General features: G+C 69.7%; 17 protein-coding genes. 1 reads left to right on the top strand and 16 read right to left on the bottom strand.

Annotated features, from left to right (window positions below; all coding sequences use genetic code 11):
- Positions 1 to 134 precede the first annotated feature (134 nt).
- The 4 genes from ABTX78_RS32205 to ABTX78_RS32190 all read right to left on the bottom strand — a co-directional run bounded on the left by ABTX78_RS32205 (position 135) and on the right by ABTX78_RS32190 (position 4,153).
- The gene (locus ABTX78_RS32205) at positions 135 to 2,306 is read right to left on the bottom strand and encodes a peptidoglycan binding domain-containing protein (protein WP_352210321.1); all 2,172 of its coding nucleotides are present in this window, start codon (positions 2,304 to 2,306) and stop codon (positions 135 to 137) included.
- A 235-nt stretch (positions 2,307 to 2,541) separates the two neighbouring features.
- Positions 2,542 to 2,952 carry a DUF6113 family protein gene (locus tag ABTX78_RS32200; protein WP_352210320.1) on the bottom strand — a complete coding sequence of 137 codons (411 nt, stop codon included), beginning with the start codon at positions 2,950 to 2,952 and terminating at the stop codon, positions 2,542 to 2,544.
- Positions 2,949 to 3,839, bottom strand: coding sequence for an N-acetyl-1-D-myo-inositol-2-amino-2-deoxy-alpha-D-glucopyranoside deacetylase (mshB, locus tag ABTX78_RS32195; RefSeq protein WP_352210319.1), 891 nt, complete (start codon positions 3,837 to 3,839; stop codon positions 2,949 to 2,951). The genes ABTX78_RS32200 and mshB overlap by 4 nt, the downstream gene beginning before the upstream one ends.
- Positions 3,840 to 3,958: 119 nt before the next feature.
- Positions 3,959 to 4,153: a hypothetical protein gene (locus ABTX78_RS32190; RefSeq protein WP_142213873.1), complete on the bottom strand. Its 195-nt coding sequence runs from the start codon at positions 4,151 to 4,153 to the stop codon at positions 3,959 to 3,961.
- 156 nt (positions 4,154 to 4,309) lie between these two features.
- Between ABTX78_RS32190 and ABTX78_RS32185 the strand changes: the two genes are divergently transcribed.
- Positions 4,310 to 6,445, top strand: coding sequence for a S9 family peptidase (locus ABTX78_RS32185; protein WP_352210318.1), 2,136 nt, complete (start codon positions 4,310 to 4,312; stop codon positions 6,443 to 6,445).
- Positions 6,446 to 6,464: 19 nt separating this feature from the next.
- Here ABTX78_RS32185 and ABTX78_RS32180 read toward each other — a convergent pair whose 3' ends face one another.
- From ABTX78_RS32180 to ABTX78_RS32125, 12 genes are all read right to left on the bottom strand, one after another.
- Positions 6,465 to 7,418, bottom strand: coding sequence for a hypothetical protein (locus ABTX78_RS32180; RefSeq protein WP_352210317.1), 954 nt, complete (start codon positions 7,416 to 7,418; stop codon positions 6,465 to 6,467).
- A 236-nt stretch (positions 7,419 to 7,654) separates the two neighbouring features.
- On the bottom strand, positions 7,655 to 8,680 hold the full coding sequence (locus tag ABTX78_RS32175; RefSeq protein WP_352210316.1) for an ABC transporter ATP-binding protein: 1,026 nt from the start codon (positions 8,678 to 8,680) through the stop codon (positions 7,655 to 7,657).
- Entirely contained in the window at positions 8,673 to 9,674 is a 1,002-nt protein-coding gene (locus tag ABTX78_RS32170; RefSeq protein WP_352210315.1) for an ABC transporter ATP-binding protein, read from the bottom strand. Before ABTX78_RS32170 ends, ABTX78_RS32175 begins: the two co-directional genes overlap by 8 nt.
- A 9-nt stretch (positions 9,675 to 9,683) precedes the next feature.
- Positions 9,684 to 10,664, bottom strand: coding sequence for an ABC transporter permease (locus ABTX78_RS32165; RefSeq protein ID WP_352210314.1), 981 nt, complete (start codon positions 10,662 to 10,664; stop codon positions 9,684 to 9,686).
- Positions 10,657 to 11,580 (bottom strand): ABC transporter permease, encoded by a 924-nt coding sequence (locus ABTX78_RS32160; protein ID WP_352210313.1) that lies wholly within the window; start codon positions 11,578 to 11,580, stop codon positions 10,657 to 10,659. Before ABTX78_RS32160 ends, ABTX78_RS32165 begins: the two co-directional genes overlap by 8 nt.
- 73 nt (positions 11,581 to 11,653) lie before the next feature.
- A complete protein-coding gene (locus ABTX78_RS32155) occupies positions 11,654 to 13,282 on the bottom strand; it encodes a peptide ABC transporter substrate-binding protein (RefSeq protein WP_352210312.1) in 1,629 nt (542 codons plus the stop codon).
- Between the two features lie 68 nt (positions 13,283 to 13,350).
- On the bottom strand, positions 13,351 to 13,521 hold the full coding sequence (locus tag ABTX78_RS32150; protein ID WP_502994030.1) for a hypothetical protein: 171 nt from the start codon (positions 13,519 to 13,521) through the stop codon (positions 13,351 to 13,353).
- Between the two features lie 217 nt (positions 13,522 to 13,738).
- The gene (locus ABTX78_RS32145; protein ID WP_352210311.1) at positions 13,739 to 14,896 is read right to left on the bottom strand and encodes an ABC transporter ATP-binding protein; all 1,158 of its coding nucleotides are present in this window, start codon (positions 14,894 to 14,896) and stop codon (positions 13,739 to 13,741) included.
- A complete protein-coding gene (locus ABTX78_RS32140; protein ID WP_352210310.1) occupies positions 14,889 to 15,947 on the bottom strand; it encodes an ABC transporter ATP-binding protein in 1,059 nt (352 codons plus the stop codon). The genes ABTX78_RS32145 and ABTX78_RS32140 overlap by 8 nt, the downstream gene beginning before the upstream one ends.
- 11 nt (positions 15,948 to 15,958) lie before the next feature.
- The gene (locus ABTX78_RS32135; RefSeq protein WP_352210309.1) at positions 15,959 to 16,936 is read right to left on the bottom strand and encodes an ABC transporter permease; all 978 of its coding nucleotides are present in this window, start codon (positions 16,934 to 16,936) and stop codon (positions 15,959 to 15,961) included.
- Entirely contained in the window at positions 16,929 to 17,855 is a 927-nt protein-coding gene (locus ABTX78_RS32130; RefSeq protein ID WP_352210308.1) for an ABC transporter permease, read from the bottom strand. Before ABTX78_RS32130 ends, ABTX78_RS32135 begins: the two co-directional genes overlap by 8 nt.
- On the bottom strand, positions 17,855 to 18,063 hold a 209-nt coding region (locus ABTX78_RS32125), incomplete at its 5' end, for a hypothetical protein (RefSeq protein WP_352210307.1). The genes ABTX78_RS32125 and ABTX78_RS32130, both read right to left, overlap by 1 nt.

The raw sequence follows: 18,063 nt of genomic DNA, 5'->3' as shown, positions 1-18,063 counted from the left end.
CCGTTCGGCGTCCCCGATGACGGCGGCCGCACCCGGGCCCGTAGGCCGGCGCCGATGGCCACGGGGGCATCGACGGGAGCCCCCGGCCCGGCGGGTCGGGGGCTCCCGTCGATGACGGCCGCGGTGGGCCGTCGTCAGCTCGGGTCGAGTGCGATCTCGGTGGTCCGCTCGGCCGGGGTGGTGCCCCGCAGCGCGGTCCCCATCGCCTGGGCCACGTCGTCGGCGTTGAGCTGGTGCTTCTTGCCGTCGCCCTTGGTGATCAGCACGCCGTCGAAGACGCCGTCGAGCAGCTCGTCGATCGCCTTCTTGTCGTAGACCTCCACCAGCCTCCCGTCGACCGCCTTCATCGACAGAATCTGCGGCAGCGACCGCGCGGGGCCGAACTGGATCTGCTTGCCGCCTGCCTTGATGGTGATCAGGCCGGACATCGCGGGCTCCGCGAACTCCTTCATCGCCCGGTCGATCTCGGCCTGGGTTATGGTCGGCTGGCGGGCCGCGACGGGCAGTTCCACGAGGTTCGGCCGGCCCGTCTCGACCTGGGCGCGGTACGCGTCCTTGACCGAGATCATGGAACGGCCGACGTCCAGAGCCTGGCCCGCCTTCCCCGGTACCGGAACGACCTTGTCCGGCTCGAACCTGATCGTGCCCTCCGTCGCCGAGCCGGACACGCCGGCCAGGTCGGTGAGCGCGACGCTCAGCTTCTCCTCGTCGACGAGGATCACCGGCTCGGCGACACGCTCGCCGCCGAGGAGGGAACCGATCACCGACACCGGGTTGTAGTCGCTGCCGGCCGCATTGCGCACGGTGGCCTGGCTGTCGAGGGAGAGCCCGGCCTTGTCCGGCGGGAGCTGCTCCTTCTTGCCGCCGACCGAGAGCTGAAGCGGTGACGCCGCACGCTTGCCGAGGGCGGCCTCCAGCTTGTTGACGCCCTGTTCCGTGGAGCCGCCGCCGATGTCGACACCGAGCACCGTGGTGCTCTTGGGCACCTCGGAGTGGTTCATCAGCAGTCCGGCGCCGTACGCGACGCCGAGCAGGCCGATCACACCGGCGCCCGCGAGCACCAGCTTCGAGCGGCGTTTCTTGGCCGGCTTGGCCGCGGCGGGCCGGGGCTGGGCGGGCCGGGGCGCCGCGTCCGCTCCGGGGGCGGGCACGACGGGACCGGCGGGGCCGCCCCCGGGGCCCGCGGGGAACTCGGGTGCGGAGAACTCCCCGGTCTCGTGCGGTCCGGGGATCGCAGGCGCGAGCGGATTCGGTCCGGGGCCCACGCCGCCCGCACCCAGCGGCGGGAAGGGCGAGCGGTGGTCGCCGGGAACGACCGGGATGCCGCTGGTGAGGGTGTCGCCGGAGACATGGCCGCCGGGACCGGGCGCGGGGGCGGCGAGCGGATCACGGACCGGGTTCTGCGGGGTGAGCACGGCGGTGTCGTCGGACATCCGGGGACCACCGGGACCACCGGGGCCACCAGGTCCGCCGGGACCGGCGATGCCCGGGCCGGGAACGCCGGGACCGTGAGGAGCGCCGATGCCGGGACCGCCCGGAGCACCGGGACCGCCGGGGCCCGGAGCGCCCTGGTTGCCGCCGGGTCGCGGACGGACCGGCATGCTGCCCTCGACCGGACCACCCGTCGGTCCGGCGGGCTGGCGTGCCCCGGGCGGGGGCGTACCCCCGCCGGGAGCGAAGCCGCCCGAGCCTCCGGACGGCGGGCTGTCGGTGCTCGCCGCCAGATCGCTGAGCGCGCTGCGCGGCTGACCGGCCTGCGGGGAATCCGAGAAGTACGGGAGGCCGCTGCCGTTGGTACCGCCGCCGGAGGGCCCGGGGCCCGCCGTACCGCCACCGGGCGTTCCGCCCGAGGCGGGCGGCGACGGAGCGGGGACCGCGGTCTTGCGCGGAGCGAACCAGTCGCTCGTCTTCTCCTCGGCCTGCGGCTCCGCCGCGGGAGCGGGTGCCTGAGTCGCCTCGGGCCGCGGGGTGTTGCCCGTGCGCTCGCTCTCCTTCTCGGCCGCCGCGTTCGTCGCGGAGGCACGCGTGGAGGCGTCGACGTCGCTCATCGGCGTACGCATCACGACCGGCGGAATCGGCCGCGAGCCCGGGATGTTGATCCGGATGCGGGTCGTCAGCGTGGTCTCGGTCCTGGGCTCGTCCGACTGCGCCTCGGGGGCACGGTCGGCGGACGCGTCGGCCGGAGCGTCCTGCTGGGGATGCAGCGACGGATACTGGCGCGATCCGTACGGCGGTGTACCGGAGGGATACGCGGCTCCACCGCGCCCCTGGGGGCCGGCGGACGAACTGTCAGTTTCACGACTCAAAGCAGGTTCTCCCGGTTGGCTCCGCCGCCCGTTTCTTACTGGATAGCTACTGCTGTGGGCGGCTCGGCGGCGCGCACCACCATACTGGCCGCCGCGGACACACGCCCCGTGACTGTGGAAAGCGTCATTCCGCGGACCGTGCGCGCACGGTCGGACCTGCGGCCTGCCACCCTCCGCGGCGACCCACCCTAGGGGTCCGGAGAACCGGCTGCCGGGCGGGGGTGCCGAGCGTCCTTTATCTGCCAAGTCGGCCGGTAGTGGCGCCCGGTTGCACGGGCCGCGAAATGGTGGCACACATCACAGCCGCCGCCAGCCCGCCGAGCATGTAGACGAGCGGCCCGATCCCCGCGGAGAACATGCCGTCGCCCTCCGGCCGTCCGATGCTCAGCAGCACGATGGCGACCAGCCAGCCGGCGGCCGGCGCGACCGCGCCGAGCTGAGTGCCCGTGGCCCGCAGCGCGCCGTAGAACAGGCCGGCCGAGCCGGCCAGTGACAGCAGCAACCCGCCCGGGAACCAGGCCCCTTGGACGAGCGACCCCGCCGCGCCGACGACGGCGCCGAGGACGGCGAGACCGAGGTACGCGGCGATGCGTCCGGGCTTCACCGGCCCGGTGAGCCCGAGGCCGGGCGTGTGATCCTGGCTCATGTGCTCACTCCCGCGAAGAGGTCGTGCTCGCGCTCGCCGGCCGGCGCGCCCGATGTGCCCTGCACCAACTGGTAGTACTCGGTGGCGAAGATCGGCTGTCCCAGATCGTTGGAGAGTGCGAAGAAGGGGCCGTCCACGGCGATTTGGGTGGCATGGGCACGCATGGCCGCCGCTTTCCGTTCCGCGTACGCCGTGCCGTCGATCTCCGTGGTGATCTCGGAGTCGTCGACCACGCCCGGAATGTCGTCGATCTCGGCGATACCGGGGAAGTCCGTTCCGCTCGCGGCGCGGAGGCGGGCGAAGCCCTCCTCGGCGACGGACCGCGGCACCCGGTTCCAGTAGATCTTGGAAATGGTGTGCGCGTCGCCGAGGTCGCGCCGGAAGACCCGCTCGCCGGCCAGTTCGGCGGCGCGCATGGCGACGCGGTGCGTCTGGATGTGGTCGGGGTGCCCGTAACCCCCGTTCGGGTCATAGGTCACCAGGACCTGGGGGCGTACCGAACGGATGATGTGCACGAGGTACGGAGCGGCGTCGTCGACGGGGGTGTTCCAGAAGGCACCCTCGCGGCGGTTCTGCGGGACGCCCATCATCCCGGAGTCCCGGAAGCGGCCGGGGCCGCCGAGGAAGCGGTGGTCACCGACGCCGAGCTCCTTCATCGCGGCGGCCAGCTCGCCGATGCGGTGGGTGCCGAGACGGTCCTCGCGGTCGGGTCCGAGGTGGGCGAGGCCGGCCGGAATGACCTCGCCCTCTTCCCCGAGGGTGCAGGTCACGAGGGTGACCTGGGCGCCGACGGCCGCGTACAGGGCCATCGTCGCGCCGTTGTTGATCGACTCGTCGTCCGGGTGCGCGTGCACCAGGAGGAGACGACGGGCGGGAAGATCCTTCATACGGGACAGACTACGAGGCCGGGTGCGGCCCCGGGGTCCTGCGGGCACGGCCCGGGCCCGTCGCCCGAATCAGGCCCTGGAAACGTGATCACTGGAAGGTGATCCCCGGAACGTGCTCCCTAGAACTTGATACCGCCGATCATCCCCGCCACGTTCGTGGTCAGTTCGTTGATGGTGGGGGCGATGGACGAGCTTGCGAGATAGAACCCGAGCAACACGCAGACCGCCGCATGCCCACCCTTGAGCCCGGACTTCCGGACCAGCAGGAAGACGACGATCGCCAGCAGCACCACCGCCGAAATCGAGAGTGCCACGGCGGTTCACCTCCACAGATATTCGGTCGGGACGGGCAGGTTGCATGTGCCAGGGGAGTCATACCCACCTCGCGCTACGGATCATAACTATCCGTACCAACGCATCGATCGGTGCACGGCAGCACGCGGGGGCGCACGAACGCTAGGTTCGGTCGCATGACCACGAGGCAACAGCTCTCCTTTCCCCGCCAGTACGCCAGGACCCAGCGCTTCACGCTCGGCGCACCGCGCTCCTTCACGGTGTCTCCCGACGGATCCCGAGTGGTGTTCATCAGGTCCTCGTCCGGCACCGATCGGGCCGGCGGGCTGTGGGTGCTGGATCTCGATCCGGAGGCCGGACGGCCTCGGGAACGGGTGGCAGCCGATGCGGCCGCGCTGCTCGGCGGGGCGGACGAGAAGCTGTCGCCCGAGGAGCGCGCACGCCGCGAGCGCAGCCGTGAGGGGTCGGCGGGCATCGTCGCCTACGCGGTGGACCGGGCGGTCGAGTTGGCGACCTTCTCGCTCTCCGGCCGGCTCCACACGGCCGAGCTGAGAGCCGGGACGGCGCGTGAACTGCCCGTACCCGGGCCGGTGATCGATCCGCGCCCCTCCCCCGACGGGCGGTGGATCGCCTATGCGGCCCAGGGCGCGCTGCGGGTGACCGGCGCCGAGGGCGAGGACGACCGGGCGCTCGCCGAGCCGGAGGACGAGGACGTCACGTACGGCCTCGCGGAGTTCATCGCGGCCGAGGAGATGGACCGGCTGCGCGGTTTCTGGTGGTCACCGGAGTCGGACCGGCTGCTCGTCGCACGGGTGGACGAGCGCGACGTGCGGCGCTGGTGGATCTCCGATCCGGCGCATCCGGACCGGGAGCCGGCGCAGGTGGCCTATCCCGCGGCCGGGACGCCCAACGCCGAAGTCCAGCTGTTCCTCGTGACGCTGCAGGGGGAGCGCACGGAGGTGACGTGGGACCGCTCGCGCTACCCCTATCTGGCACGGGTCCACTGGTCGGACGCCGGCGCCCCACTGTTGCTCGTCCAGTCGCGCGACCAGCGCACACAAGTGCATCTCGCGGTGGACACGGAGAGCGGCATTACCCGCACGGTGCACGTGGACGAGGACCCGGTGTGGCTGGACCTCTTCCCCGGCGTCCCCGCCTGGGCGCCGGACGGGCGGCTCGTGCGGATCGCGGACGAGGGCGGCGCGCGCGTGCTGGCGGTCGGCGACCGGACCCTGACCGGGGCAGGGCTCCAGCTGCGGGCCGTGCTCGACATCGGCGAGAACGACGTCCTGGTCTCCGCGGTGGCCGGCGAGGAGGCAGCGGAGCCGGAGATCGGCGAGATCCATGTCTACCGGGTCAACGAGCTCGGGACGGAGAGGATCTCGGAGGGCGCGGGGGTGCATTCGGCCGTGCGCTCGGGCCCGGTGACGGTGCTCGCCTCGTCCCGCCCGGACGCCGCCGGGGCGACGGTCCAGGTGCTGCGGGAGGGCAAGCCGGTCGCCACGGTCGGGTCGTACGCCGAGCAGCCCGTGCTCACCGCGCACCCGCGGCTCTGCGAGGCGGGCGTACGGAGGATTCCGTGCGCCGTCCTGCTGCCGACCGGCCACCGGGAGTCGGACGGTCCGCTTCCGGTGCTGCTGGATCCGTACGGAGGTCCGCACGGGCAGCGGGTGTTCGCCGCACACAACCCCTATCTCACCTCGCAGTGGTTCGCGGACCAGGGCTTCGCCGTGATCGTCGCGGACGGGCGGGGATCACCGGGCCGCTCGCCCGGCTGGGAGAAGGCGATCAAGGACAACTTCCCGCTGACGCTGGACGATCAGATCGAGGCCCTGCACGGACTCGCCTCGTCCTTCCCGCTCGACCTGGAGCGGGTGTCCATCCGGGGCTGGTCGTACGGCGGTTATCTGGCGGCACTCGCCGTGCTGCGCCGCCCGGATGTCTTCCACGCGGCGGTCGCGGGGGCTCCGGTGACCGACATGCGGCTGTACGACACCCACTACACGGAGAGGTACCTCGGCGATCCGGCGGAGCGGCCCGAGGTCTACGCGGCGAACTCACTGGTGACGCAGGACGGTTTGACGGCAGTGGAGAACCCGGCGCGGCCGCTCCTGATCATCCATGGTCTGGTGGACGACAACGTGGTGGTGGCACACACGCTGCGTCTGTCGTCGGCCCTGCTGGCCGCGGGCAGGCCCCACGAGGTGCTGCCGCTGACCGGGGTGACACATATGACCCCGCAGGAACAGATCGCGGAGAATCTGCTGCTTCTCCAGGTGGACTTCCTGAAGAGGTCGCTGGGAATGCGGTAGCGCAGGGCCGACGGGCGTCTCACCAGCCCGGCGGGCGTCTCGACGGCGGTGGCGGGCCGGGCGCCCAGCCGTAGACCGGCTGCACCGCGGGCGCACGGCGGGAGAGCACCACCAGGAGGAGCACTCCCGCCGCCGCCTCGAACAGCCAGGACAGCACCAGCAGTTGGTCGAGGCCGGACAACTCCCCCAGCCGGGGAACGAGGTCCTTGCGTACGGTGGCGTCGACGCCCCGGGCGCCCTCGCCCAGGATCAGGAGCGCGGACACCAGCCCGAGCGGCCGGGCGAAGGCCGCCTGGCTCAGCGCGGCGCTGCCCGCCACCACGGCTAGGAGGACGATCACCGCCGCCTGCCAGCCAGGAGGCGTCCCGAGTGGCGGGAGCATGACAGATTTGCTGCCGGTGAAGCGGTCGAGGTACGCCCCGCCGCCGGACCGGACGGCCGCGCGGATCTCCCAGCCCGCGAGCACCACCGCGGACGCGCCCAGCAGCACGGCGGCCGGCAGCCCCGAATCCCGCTGCGGCCGCAGCGGCGACGAGGGCACCTGCCGGCCCGCAGCCGCCACGATCAGCAGCCCGACGCCGAGACCCGTCGCCGCGAACACGCAGTACAGGGCCCGCGTCCGCAGATCGTCCGTGGCGCGCAGGTCCATCCAGGAGGAGCTGAGGACCCACAGCCCAGGGATCCACAGCGCGAGCGTGACGATCCCGGCGACGGCCGGGGCCGCGGCGCCGGCGTTCGGACGCAGCGCGGCCGCGCCGACACACACGTACACGACAAGCAGCAGCAGGGTTGCGAGGGTGGTCGCGAGCCGCGCGGAACCGGCACCGCGCTGCCCCTCCCCCATCCAGAACCGCCACAGTCCGAGAGGGTCGTCGAGCACGCCGAGGTCGCGGACGATCCATCCGCCCACGATCACCGCGAGCGCGGCACACAGCACCGCTCCGGTGATCCTGGCCCCCCGCGTAAGCGTCACGCATTCGATCCTGCATGTGCACGCAGAGGTGAACAAGGGCGCCACGCGCAGCCGTTGCGACCGGCCGGGGCCACATGGCGAACCCCGGCCGGTCTACGGCACCCGCACGGCCGTACGCTGTAGAGCCTGACCGGTTCGTATATCGGTGACGCGACGGCCGAGTTGCCTGCTTGTTAAAGAAGTTGATGGGCATTCATCCGGCTGTGTCGCCCTTCCGGGCCCGGTCGAGACCCGTCTCAGGACGGCACCACGTGCTTCTCCTCGGCGAAATGACACGCGGACGGATGCCTCGCCGGACCCTGTGCCGAGCGGAACTCCGCCGGCACCTCCAGCAGCGGGACCTCCAGCGCGCAACGCTCCCGCGCCTTCCAGCAGCGCGTGCGGAAGCGGCAGCCGGACGGGATGTTCGCCGGGGAGGGCACGTCACCGCCGAGGATGATCCGCTCCCGGTGCTCACGCGCCTCCGGGTCCGGCACCGGGACCGCCGACAGCAGCGCCTGGGTGTACGGGTGGGTCGGGTGATCGTAGATCTCCTCGTCCCTGCCGATCTCCACCACCCGCCCCAGGTACATCACGCCGACCCGGTCCGAGATGTGCCGGACGATCGAGAGGTCATGGGCGATGAACACATAGCTGAGGCTGAACTCACTCTGCAGCGTGGCCAGCAGATTGATGACCTGCGCCTGCACGGACACGTCCAGGGCGGAGACCGGCTCGTCGGCCACGATGATCTCCGGCTGGAGAGCGAGCCCTCGCGCGATGCCGATCCGCTGCCGCTGGCCGCCGGAGAACTGGTGGGGATAGCGGTTGATGTACTCGGGGTTGAGCCCGACGACGTCCAGCAGGTCCTGCACCTTGCGGCGCCGGTCGCCCTTCGGGGCGACCTCCGGGTGGATCTCGTACGGCTCCCCGATGATGTCGCCGACCGTCATCCGGGGATTCAGCGAGGTGTACGGGTCCTGGAACACCATCTGGATGTTGCGGCGGACCGCTTTCAGCGCACGCCCGGACAGCTTGGTGATGTCCTCGCCGCGGTAGCGGATCACCCCGGCCGTCGGCCGTTCCAGATGGACCAGCATCCTGGCGAGGGTGGACTTCCCGCACCCGGACTCCCCCACGATGCCGAGCGTCTCGCCCGCCGTCAGGTCGAGATCGACACCGTCGACCGCCTTGACCGCGCCCACCTGCTTCTTGAACAGCACGCCCTGCGTGAGCGGGTAGTGCTTGACGAGGTCGCGCACCTCCAGGATCGGCTCAGCCATGGAGAGTCTCCTCCCAGAAGTGGCAGGCGCTTCTGCGCTCCGGCGATACCTCGTACAGCGGCGGTACGTCCCTGCGGCAGATGTCCCGCGCCATCGGACAGCGGGGGTTGAAGGCGCAACCCGGCGGGATGGCCGTCAGGTTCGGCGGCAGGCCCTTGATCGCGTACAGCTCCCGCCCCTTCTGGTCCAGGCGCGGGATCGACTCCAGCAGGCCCTTGGTGTACGGGTGGGCCGGCGCCTTGTAGATGTCGTGGACGGGGGCCGTCTCGACGATCCGGCCCGCGTACATCACCGCGATCCGGTCCGCGACGTCGGCCACCACTCCGAGGTCGTGGGTGATCAGGACGAGTCCCATGGCGAGCTCGCTCTGGAGCGTGGCCAGCAGATCCATCACCTGGGCCTGGACGGTGACGTCGAGCGCGGTCGTGGGTTCGTCGGCGATGATCAGGGCCGGTTCGAGGGCCAGGGCCATGGCGATCATGATGCGCTGGCGCATACCGCCGGAGAACTGGTGCGGGTACTGGCCCACCCGCTCCTCGGCCCCCGGGATGCCGACCCGCACCATCAGCTCGACGGCCTTGGCCCGCGCCTCTTTGCGTTTCAGCCCCCGGTGCACGACGAACATCTCGCCGAGCTGATCGCCGACGCTGAGCACCGGGTTCAGCGAGGAGAGCGCGTCCTGGAAGATCATGGCCATCTCGGCTCCGCGGATCTTCCGCCTCTCGTCCTCCTTGAGCGTCAGGAGGTCCCGGCCGCGGAAGAGGATCTCGCCTCCGGTGATCTTTCCCGGCGGGATGTCCAGGATGCCCATGACGGCCTGTGCGGTGACGGACTTCCCCGAGCCGGACTCGCCGAGCACGGCGAGCGTCTCGCCCTCGGCCACCGAGTAGGCGACGCCGTTGACGGCCTTGGCGACACCGTCGGGGGTGTGGAACTCCACGTGCAGGTCGCGCACGTCGAGCAGGGGCGCGCCGGCCCGGGTCTCGACAGTCATGACGGCTCCTCAGCGCAGCTTGGGGTCGAGGGCGTCGCGGACCGCGTCGCCGAGCATGATGAAAGCCAGCACCGTGATCGCCAGCGCGCCCGCCGGCCAGAGCAGCATGTGCGGGGCGTTGCGGATGTAGGGCGAGGCGGACGAGATGTCGATACCCCAGGAGACGGTCGGCGGTTTCAGGCCGACGCCGAGGAACGAGAGGGTCGCCTCCAGGGAGATGTAGGTGCCGAGGGCGATGGTGGCGACCACGATGACGGGCGCGACGGCGTTGGGTGCGATGTGCCGCAACAGCATCCGCGCGTTGGACGCCCCGAGCGCCCGCGCCGCCTGGACGTAGTCGTTCTGCCGCGCGGTGATGACCGAGCCGCGCGCAATACGGGAGAGCTGCGGCCAGCCGAGCAGCACCATGAAGCCGACGACCGGCCACACGGTGGTGCTGGTGACGACGGACAGCAGGACGAGTCCGCCGAGGACGACCGGGATGCCGAAGAAGATGTCGGTGACGCGGGACAGGATCGCGTCCGACGCCCCGCCGAAGAAGCCGGCGAGCCCACCGAGGACGGAGCCGATCAGGGCGACACCGAGCGTGGCGCAGACGCCCACGGTGACCGACGCGCGGGCTCCGTAGACGGTCCGTGTGTAGACGTCGCAGCCCTGCCCGTTGAAGCCGAAGGGGTGGCCCGGCTGGGAGCCCTCCTGCGCCTTGGCCAGGTCGCACTGGAGCGGGTTGCCGGAGGCGATCAGCGACGGCCGGAGGGAGATGACGATCAGGAACAGGATGACCAGCGCGGAGATGATGAAGACGGGGTTGCGGCGCAGACCGCGCCAGGCGTCCGACCAGAGGCTGCGCGGTTTGCCGGACGGACCGGTGCCCTGGGGGCCTCCCGGTGTCTTCTCCAGCGTCTCGGCCTCGCTCATGGCCAGGTCCGTGGCGCCTCCCGCGCCCGTCGACGCGATCGCTCCCCCGTGGTCGTACTGCGGCTCAGGCATAGCGGATCCTCGGGTCGAGTACGGCGTAGAGCAGGTCGACGATGAGATTCGCCACCAGGAAGACGAGCACCAGGACGGTCACGAAGCCCACGACGGTCTGGGTGTTCTGGCGGAGGATGCCCTGGTACAGCTGATAGCCGACGCCGTGGATGTTGAAGATGCGCTCGGTGACGATCGCCCCGCCCATCAGTGCGCCGATGTCGGTACCGATGAAGGTGACCACCGGGATCAGCGAGTTGCGCAGCAGATGACGGCTGATCACCCGGCCCCGGGGCAGGCCCTTGGCCTTCGCGGTGCGGACGTAGTCGGAGCGGGCGTTCTCGGCGATGGAGGTGCGGGTGAGGCGGGTGACGTACGCCAGCGAGACGGAGGCGAGGACGAGACCGGGGATCAGCAGTTCGTCGAGCGGCGCCTCCGGCGAGACGGCCGGTTTGATCAGACCCCATTCGACGCCCAGCAGCAGCTGGAGGAGAAGACCGGTGACGAAGGTCGGGACGGAGATCACCACCAGGGTCAGCAGCAGGACTCCGGTGTCGACGGGCCGGCCGCGGCGCAGCCCGGTGATCACACCGAGCGTGATGCCGATGACGATCTCGAAGACGATCGCCACGATGGTGAGGCGGATGGTCACCGGGAAGGCCTCGGCCATCAGCTCGGTGACCTTCTGACCGTTGAAGGCGGTGCCGAAGTCGCCGGTGAAGACGTTCCCCATGTAGGTGAGGTATTGCTGCCACACCGGCTTGTCGAGGCCGAACTCCGCTCGCAGCCGGGCGGCGGTCGCCGGCTCGCACTGCCGGTCGCCGCAGAGCCCCGCGATGGGGTCGCCCATCACGTTGACCATGAGGAAGATCAGCAGGGTCGCGCCGAGGAAGACCGGGATCATCTGGAGCAGACGCCGGATCACATAACGTCCCATGAAGGTCTCCGGGGGTCGTGGGAAGGGATGCGGCCCGGCGCGTGGGACACGCCGGGCCGGCGGTCTTCCGGCGTCAGCTGACCTTGATCTCGTTGTAGACGGGGACGCTGAAGGGGTTCAGCGAGACGTTGGAGATGCGCTCCGAGTAGCCGGCGCTGCCGTTCTGGTACCAGAGCGGGATGGCCGCCATCTGGTCCCGTACGACCTCCTCGGCCTGCTGGAACGTCTCGACGGCCTTGGCGGCGTCGGTCTCCGCGTTGGCCTGGTCGACGAGCCTGTCGAACTCCTTGTTGGTCCACTTGCCGTCGTTGGACGAGGCGTTGGTGTAGTAGAGCGGCTGGAGGAAGTTCTGGATGAGCGGGTAGTCCATCTGCCAGCCGGCGCGGAAGGGGCCGCGCATCTTCAGCTGGGTGATCTGGTTGCGGAAGTCGGCGAAGGTGCCGACGGGGTTGCCGACGCAGGCGCGGTCGTTGCCGAGCGCGTTGTTGATGCTGTTGCAGACGGCGTCGACCCAGTCCTTGTGCGAGCCGGTGTCCGCGTTGTACGTGAGCTTCATCTGGCCGCCGGGGATGCCGCCGCCCTCGGCCACCAGCTTCTTCGCCTCGGCCGCGTTGTACTCGCAGGCCTTGCTGCACAGGGTCTCGCTGAAGCCGCCGTCCGCGCCGAGCACCGGCGAGGTCCAGTCCTTCGCGGGCGTACGCGTCTTCTGGAAGATGGTGTCGGTGATCTGCTCCCGGTTGATCGCCATGGACAGGCCGGTACGGACCTTGGCGCCGTTCGGCGTGTTCCAGGCCTTGTCGTAGTACGGGAAGGCGAGCGTCTGGATGATGCCGGCGGGTGTGTTGATGTACCGGTCGCCGAGGTCCGCCTCGACGTTCTTGAGCTGGGAGGCGGGCACGTCGTCGACGAGATCGAGGTTGCCGGCGGTCAGGTCGGTGTATGCGGTGTTGTTGTCGGTGTAGACATTGAGGTCGACACCGCCGTTCTGCGCCTTGTCGGGCCCCTTGTACCCGTCCCATCGGCGCAGGGCCAGCTTCGAGCCCCTGGCGTACGAGTCGACGGCGTACGGGCCGTTGCCGATCGGCTTGGCGAGCCAGGCGTCGTGGTCGTCGAAGAAGGCCCTGGGCAGCGGCGCGAAGGCCGCGTAGCCCAGGGTGTCGGGCCAGGTGGAGAACTTCTGGGAGAGCTTCACGGTGAAGGTCGTGGGGCCCACGACCTTGAGGCCGGACAGGGTCTGGGCGGTGGGCGCGCCGGACGCGGGGTGGACCGCGGCGTAGCCCTCGATGTAGCCGAAGAAGTAAGCGTTCTTCTGATTGTTCTTCAGGTTCGCGCCGTAGTTCCAGGCGTCGACGAACGACTGGGCGGTCACCTTCTCGCCGTTGCTGAAGTTCCAGCCGTCCTTGATGGTGATCGTGAAGTTCACCGAGTCGGTGGTGTCGATCTTCGAGGCGATCATGTCCTGGGCCTCGCCGGTCTTCGGGTCGTACCTCTTCAGACCGCGGAAGAGCATGTCGAGGACCTTGCCGCCCTGCACCTCGTTGGTGTTGGCGGGCTCGAGCGGATTCTGCGGATCGCCCCAGGAGGAGGACACGATCCCGTCGGCGCCACTGCCGCCGCTGTCGCTGCCCCCGCCGCAGGCCGTGGCCGCGAGGGCGAGGGCCATCGCGCATGCGGCCCATGGGGCGTGCGTGGCTCGACGCATGGGGTGCCTCCCGAGATCTGGGTCGTACTGTGGCCCAAATATCACCCCATCCAGGATCTAACGCACTTTCAGGGCATCCGGCCGGGCAGGGCTGCTGCCGGGCGGGTGACCTCCCAGATGTCGACGGCGTAGTGCGGGGTCATGCCGTATGCCTCGTAGCGGGCGCGGGCCTTCGACTCGTTCCGGGTGTCGACCCCGAGGCCGATGGTGTCGCGTCCGCGGGCGGCGTGCGTGGCCAAGGCAGTCGGGCCACTGTCGGGGCCGCGTCCGGCGCTGCGCAACGCGATTTCCCGCGGTGGTCCGGGGTTCCGCGACGGTCGGGGGTTCCCGCGCTGGTCGGGATTCCCGCCGGTGGTCGGCGTGCTCGCGGTGCTCCGGGGCTCCCGCGGGGCTCCCCGGACGACGAAGGCGCCCGGACCGAACGGTCCGGGCGCCTTCGTTCATCTGCGGTGCGCGCTACGCGGCGTGGACGACGTCCTTCTCCTCCGCGAAGTGGCACGCCGACTCGTGCGCCACCGGGGAGTCCGACCCCTTGAAGGGCTCGGGGATCGCCAGCAGCGGCACCTCCTCGGCGCACTTGTCCTGGGCCTTCCAGCAACGGGTGCGGAAGCGGCAGCCCGACGGCGGGTTCGCCGGCGACGGGACGTCACCGGTCAGAATGATCCGCTCACGGGCGTTGCTGATCTCCGGGTCCGGAACGGGCACCGCGGACAGCAGCGCCTGCGTGTAGGGGTGCGTCGGGTGGTCGTAGATCTGCGTGTCCGTGCCGATCTCGGCCATCTTCCCGAGGTACATCACACCGACCCGGTCCGAGATGTGCCGGACGATCGACAGGTCGTGCGCGATGAAGATGTAGGAGAGGTTGAACTCGTCCTGCAGCTTCTCCATCAGGTTGATGACCTGCGCCTGCACCGACACGTCGAGCGCGGAGACCGGCTCGTCGCAGATGATGATCTCGGGGTTGAGCGCGAGACCGCGGGCGATGCCGATGCGCTGGCGCTGACCGCCGGAGAACTGGTGCGGATACCGGTGGATGTACTCCGGGTTCAGACCGACGACGTCCAGCAGGTCCTGCACCTTGCGGCGCCGGTCCCCCTTCGGGGCCACCTCGGGGTGGATGTCGAAGGGCTCGCCGATGATGTCGCCGACCGTCATCCGCGGGTTGAGCGAGGTGTACGGGTCCTGGAACACCATCTGGATGTTGCGGCGCACCGCCTTCAGCGCGCGCCCGGACAGCTTGGTGATGTCCTGGCCCTTGAAGTACACCTCGCCGGCGGTCGCCGTCTCCAGGGTCATCAGCAGCTTGGCGACGGTGGACTTGCCACAGCCGGACTCACCGACGATGCCGAGCGTCTCGCCCTGGTAGAGGTCGAAGGAGACCCCGTCCACGGCCTTGACCGCACCGACCTGGCGTTTGAACAGGATGCCCTGCGTGAGCGGGAAGTGCTTGACCAGATTGCGCACCTGGAGGATCGGCTCGCCCCGGTCCACCTTGGCCTCGAGGGCCGCTACGGCCTCCGCCTCGGTGTTGGCGTCGACGGTCTCGACCTCGGTGACGTTCGGGGTGGCGTCCACGGCGTCCGTCGGCTCGTCGGTCTTCTTGAGCTCAGCCATGGATCGTCTCCTTCCAGAAGTGGCACGCGCTTCCGCGGCCGGGCAGCTCACTGCCGTCCTGCTCGGTCACCGGCACGAGGGCCGGGATCTCGGTGCGGCAGATGTCGTCCGCCTTGGGGCAGCGGGGGTTGAACGCGCAACCGGCCGGGATCTTCAGCAGGTTGGGCGGCAGCCCCTTGATCGCGTACAGCTCCTGGCCCTTCTGGTCCAGGCGCGGGATCGAGTCGAGCAGACCGCGGGTGTAGGGGTGGGCGGGCCGCTTGTACAGCTCGTTCACCGGTGCGGTCTCGACGATCCGGCCCGCGTACATCACGGCGATCTTGTCCGCGACGTCGGCGACGACGCCGAGGTCGTGGGTGATCAGGATCAGACCCATGTTGTACTCGCGCTGCAACTCCGCGAGCAGATCCATGACCTGGGCCTGGACGGTGACGTCCAGAGCGGTCGTGGGCTCGTCGGCGATGATCAGGTCCGGCTCCAGGGCGAGCGCCATCGCGATCATGATGCGCTGGCGCATACCGCCCGAGAACTGGTGCGGATAGTCGTTGACCCGGGCCCTGGCGGCGGGGATCTTCACCCGCTCCATCAGGTCGATGGCCTTGGCCTTGGCTTCCTTCTTGGACAGGCCCTGGTGGACGCGGTACATCTCGCCCAGCTGGTAACCCACCGAGAGCACGGGGTTGAGGGAGGACAGCGCGTCCTGGAAGATCATCGCGATTTTCCGGCCGCGGATCTTCCGCCGCTCCTCGTAGCCCATGGTGAGCATGTCCTGCCCGCGGTACAGGATCTGGCCCTGCGGGATCTTGCCGGGCGGCATGTCGAGAATGCCCATGATCGCCTGCGCGGTCACGGACTTGCCCGAACCGGACTCGCCGAGCACGGCCAGGGTCTCGCCGGAGTCGACGCTGTAGTTGACGCCGTTGACTGCCTTGGCGACACCGTCGCGGGTGTGGAACTCCACGTGCAGATCGCGGACTTCCAGCAGCGGGGTGCCGTCCGAGTCACCGGATCGGGGCGCCGGGACGCTTGCTGTTTCTTCGATGATGGTCACGTACGCCCTCCTCAGCGCAGCTTCGGGTCGAGGGCGTCGCGGACCGCGTCGCCGAGCATGATGAACGCGAAGACCGTGAGGCTCAGCATGCCGGCCGGGAAGAGCAGCACATGCGGGTTGTTACGGATCTCCTCACTGCCCGACGCGATGTCGATGCCCCACGAGATCGTCGGGTCGGCCAGACCGAGTCCCAGGTAGGACAGGGTCGCCTCCGCCGAGATGAAGCCACCGAGCGAGATGGTGGCGACGACGATGGTGGGAGCGATCGCGTTGGGCAGCACATGGCGGAACAGCATCCGGTTGGTGCCCGCGCCGAGGGCGCGCGCGGCCGTCACATAGTCCGCCTGCTTCGCCGTGATGACGGAACTCCGGGTCACGCGGCAGATCGAGGTCCAGCCGAGGAAGGCCAGGGCCAGGATCACCACGAACACCTTGCGCTCGGTGAAGGCGTTCAGAACGACCATCGCGCCGAGCAGGAAGGGGATGCCGAAGAAGATGTCCGTGACACGGGAGATGATCGAGTCGAGCCAGCCGCCGAAGTAGCCGGACAGCAGACCCATCAGACCGCCGAACACCGTGATCGCCAGGGTGACGCCGACACCGACGAGGATCGAGGCGCGGGTGCCGTAGACGACACGCGCGTAGATCGAACGCCCTTGGATGTCGTAACCGAACCACTCGGGGCTGAAGATCTTCCCCAGCTCCGGCTTGGTGAGGTAGTGGTTCGTCAGGTCACCGGCGCGTGGGTCGGCACTGGTGAACATGCCCGGGAAGGCGGCGATCACCAGAAGCAGCAGGAGCAGGCTCGCCGAGATCCAGAACATGGGCCGGTGGCGCAGGTCGTACCAGGCGTCGCCCCACAGACCGCGGGGCTTGCTCTGGGCGGCCTTGGGCGCACCGGACTCGGGTGCCGCGTCCGCCTTCGGCGGAGCGATCGCGTCGACCGCGCTGTCGGACTTGACGGTCTGGGCCTTGGTCACGTCAGGCATACCGGATCCTCGGGTCCAGGACCGCGTACAGCAGGTCGACGATCAGGTTGATGATCAGGATGACAAGGACGAACACGGTGACCACACCGACGATGGTGGAGCCCTCGCGCTGCCCGAGCGCCTGGTACAGAAGGTTGCCGACACCCTGGACGTTGAAGATGCCCTCGGTGACGACCGCGCCTCCGATGAAGCCGCCGACGTCCGTGCCGAGGAACGTGATCACAGGGATCAGCGAGTTCCGCAGCAGGTGGACACCGACGATGCGACGCCGGGGCAGGCCCTTGGCGAGCGCGGTGCGCATGTAGTCGGCGCGCAGGTTCTCCGCGAAGGTCGTCCGGGTCAGCCGTGCCACGTACGCCATGGAAAGCATGGCGAGGACGAAGCCCGGCAAGAACAGTTGGGTGACGTCCATCGAGTCCTGGACGTTCGGTGACACCCAGCCGAGAGTGTCCGCGAAGAGGTACCGGGCCAGGTAGCCGAGGATGAACACCGGGATCGAGATGACGATCAGGGTGAAGACCAGAACGCCCGAGTCGGGAGCCTTGCCGGCCTTCAGACCTGCCCAGGCGCCGAGGCCGAGGCCCACGATCATCTCGATGATGAGCGCGACCGCGGTCAGCCGGAGCGTGACGGGGAAGGCCCGCGTCATCTCGTCGAGGACCGGACGGCCGCCGAACGTCTCTCCGAAGTCGCCCTGGAAGAGATTGGCCATGTAGTCCAAGTACTGCTTCCACAAGGGCTGGTCGAGCCCGAATTGATGGCGCAGCTGCGCGACCTGTGCGGGGTCGGCGGCCTTGTCTCCCCACATCGCCCGGATGGGGTCACCGGGAAGGATGTGGACCATGAGGAAAATCAACAGAGTGGTCCCGATGAATACCGGGATCATCTGGAGCAGTCGCCTTGCGACGTAACGCCCCATCATGCCTCCATGCCGTGAGGGGTCGGCGATGGCCTGGTCAGAGTGTTCTCCGCCGCGGGGTTGTGGGGGAGAGCCCCGGGGCCTACGCCCTGCGGGCCGGTGCCGCCGCTCCCGTGAGGCGGCGGCGGGGTCGTCGGGCTGAAGGTGATCGGGATCAGGCCGAAGAGGTTGCCCTTCAGCTCCTCCGTGTACATCGTCACCGTGCCGC

The organism is Streptomyces sp. NPDC096193 (assembly GCF_040302905.1).
Lineage (GTDB): Bacteria > Actinomycetota > Actinomycetes > Streptomycetales > Streptomycetaceae > Streptomyces.
This window is presented reverse-complemented; position numbering and strand designations above follow the sequence as displayed.

Coding starts and splice junctions, on each gene's coding strand:
- ABTX78_RS32155 (WP_352210312.1), bottom strand. CDS start 13,282: ATGCGTCGAGCCACGCACGCCCCATGGGCCGCATGCGCGATGGCCCTC.
- ABTX78_RS32165 (WP_352210314.1), bottom strand. CDS start 10,664: ATGCCTGAGCCGCAGTACGACCACGGGGGAGCGATCGCGTCGACGGGC.
- ABTX78_RS32135 (WP_352210309.1), bottom strand. CDS start 16,936: ATGCCTGACGTGACCAAGGCCCAGACCGTCAAGTCCGACAGCGCGGTC.
- ABTX78_RS32145 (WP_352210311.1), bottom strand. CDS start 14,896: ATGGCTGAGCTCAAGAAGACCGACGAGCCGACGGACGCCGTGGACGCC.
- ABTX78_RS32130 (WP_352210308.1), bottom strand. CDS start 17,855: ATGGGGCGTTACGTCGCAAGGCGACTGCTCCAGATGATCCCGGTATTC.
- ABTX78_RS32185 (WP_352210318.1), top strand. CDS start 4,310: ATGACCACGAGGCAACAGCTCTCCTTTCCCCGCCAGTACGCCAGGACC.
- ABTX78_RS32175 (WP_352210316.1), bottom strand. CDS start 8,680: ATGGCTGAGCCGATCCTGGAGGTGCGCGACCTCGTCAAGCACTACCCG.
- ABTX78_RS32200 (WP_352210320.1), bottom strand. CDS start 2,952: ATGAGCCAGGATCACACGCCCGGCCTCGGGCTCACCGGGCCGGTGAAG.
- mshB (WP_352210319.1), bottom strand. CDS start 3,839: ATGAAGGATCTTCCCGCCCGTCGTCTCCTCCTGGTGCACGCGCACCCG.
- ABTX78_RS32170 (WP_352210315.1), bottom strand. CDS start 9,674: ATGACTGTCGAGACCCGGGCCGGCGCGCCCCTGCTCGACGTGCGCGAC.
- ABTX78_RS32160 (WP_352210313.1), bottom strand. CDS start 11,580: ATGGGACGTTATGTGATCCGGCGTCTGCTCCAGATGATCCCGGTCTTC.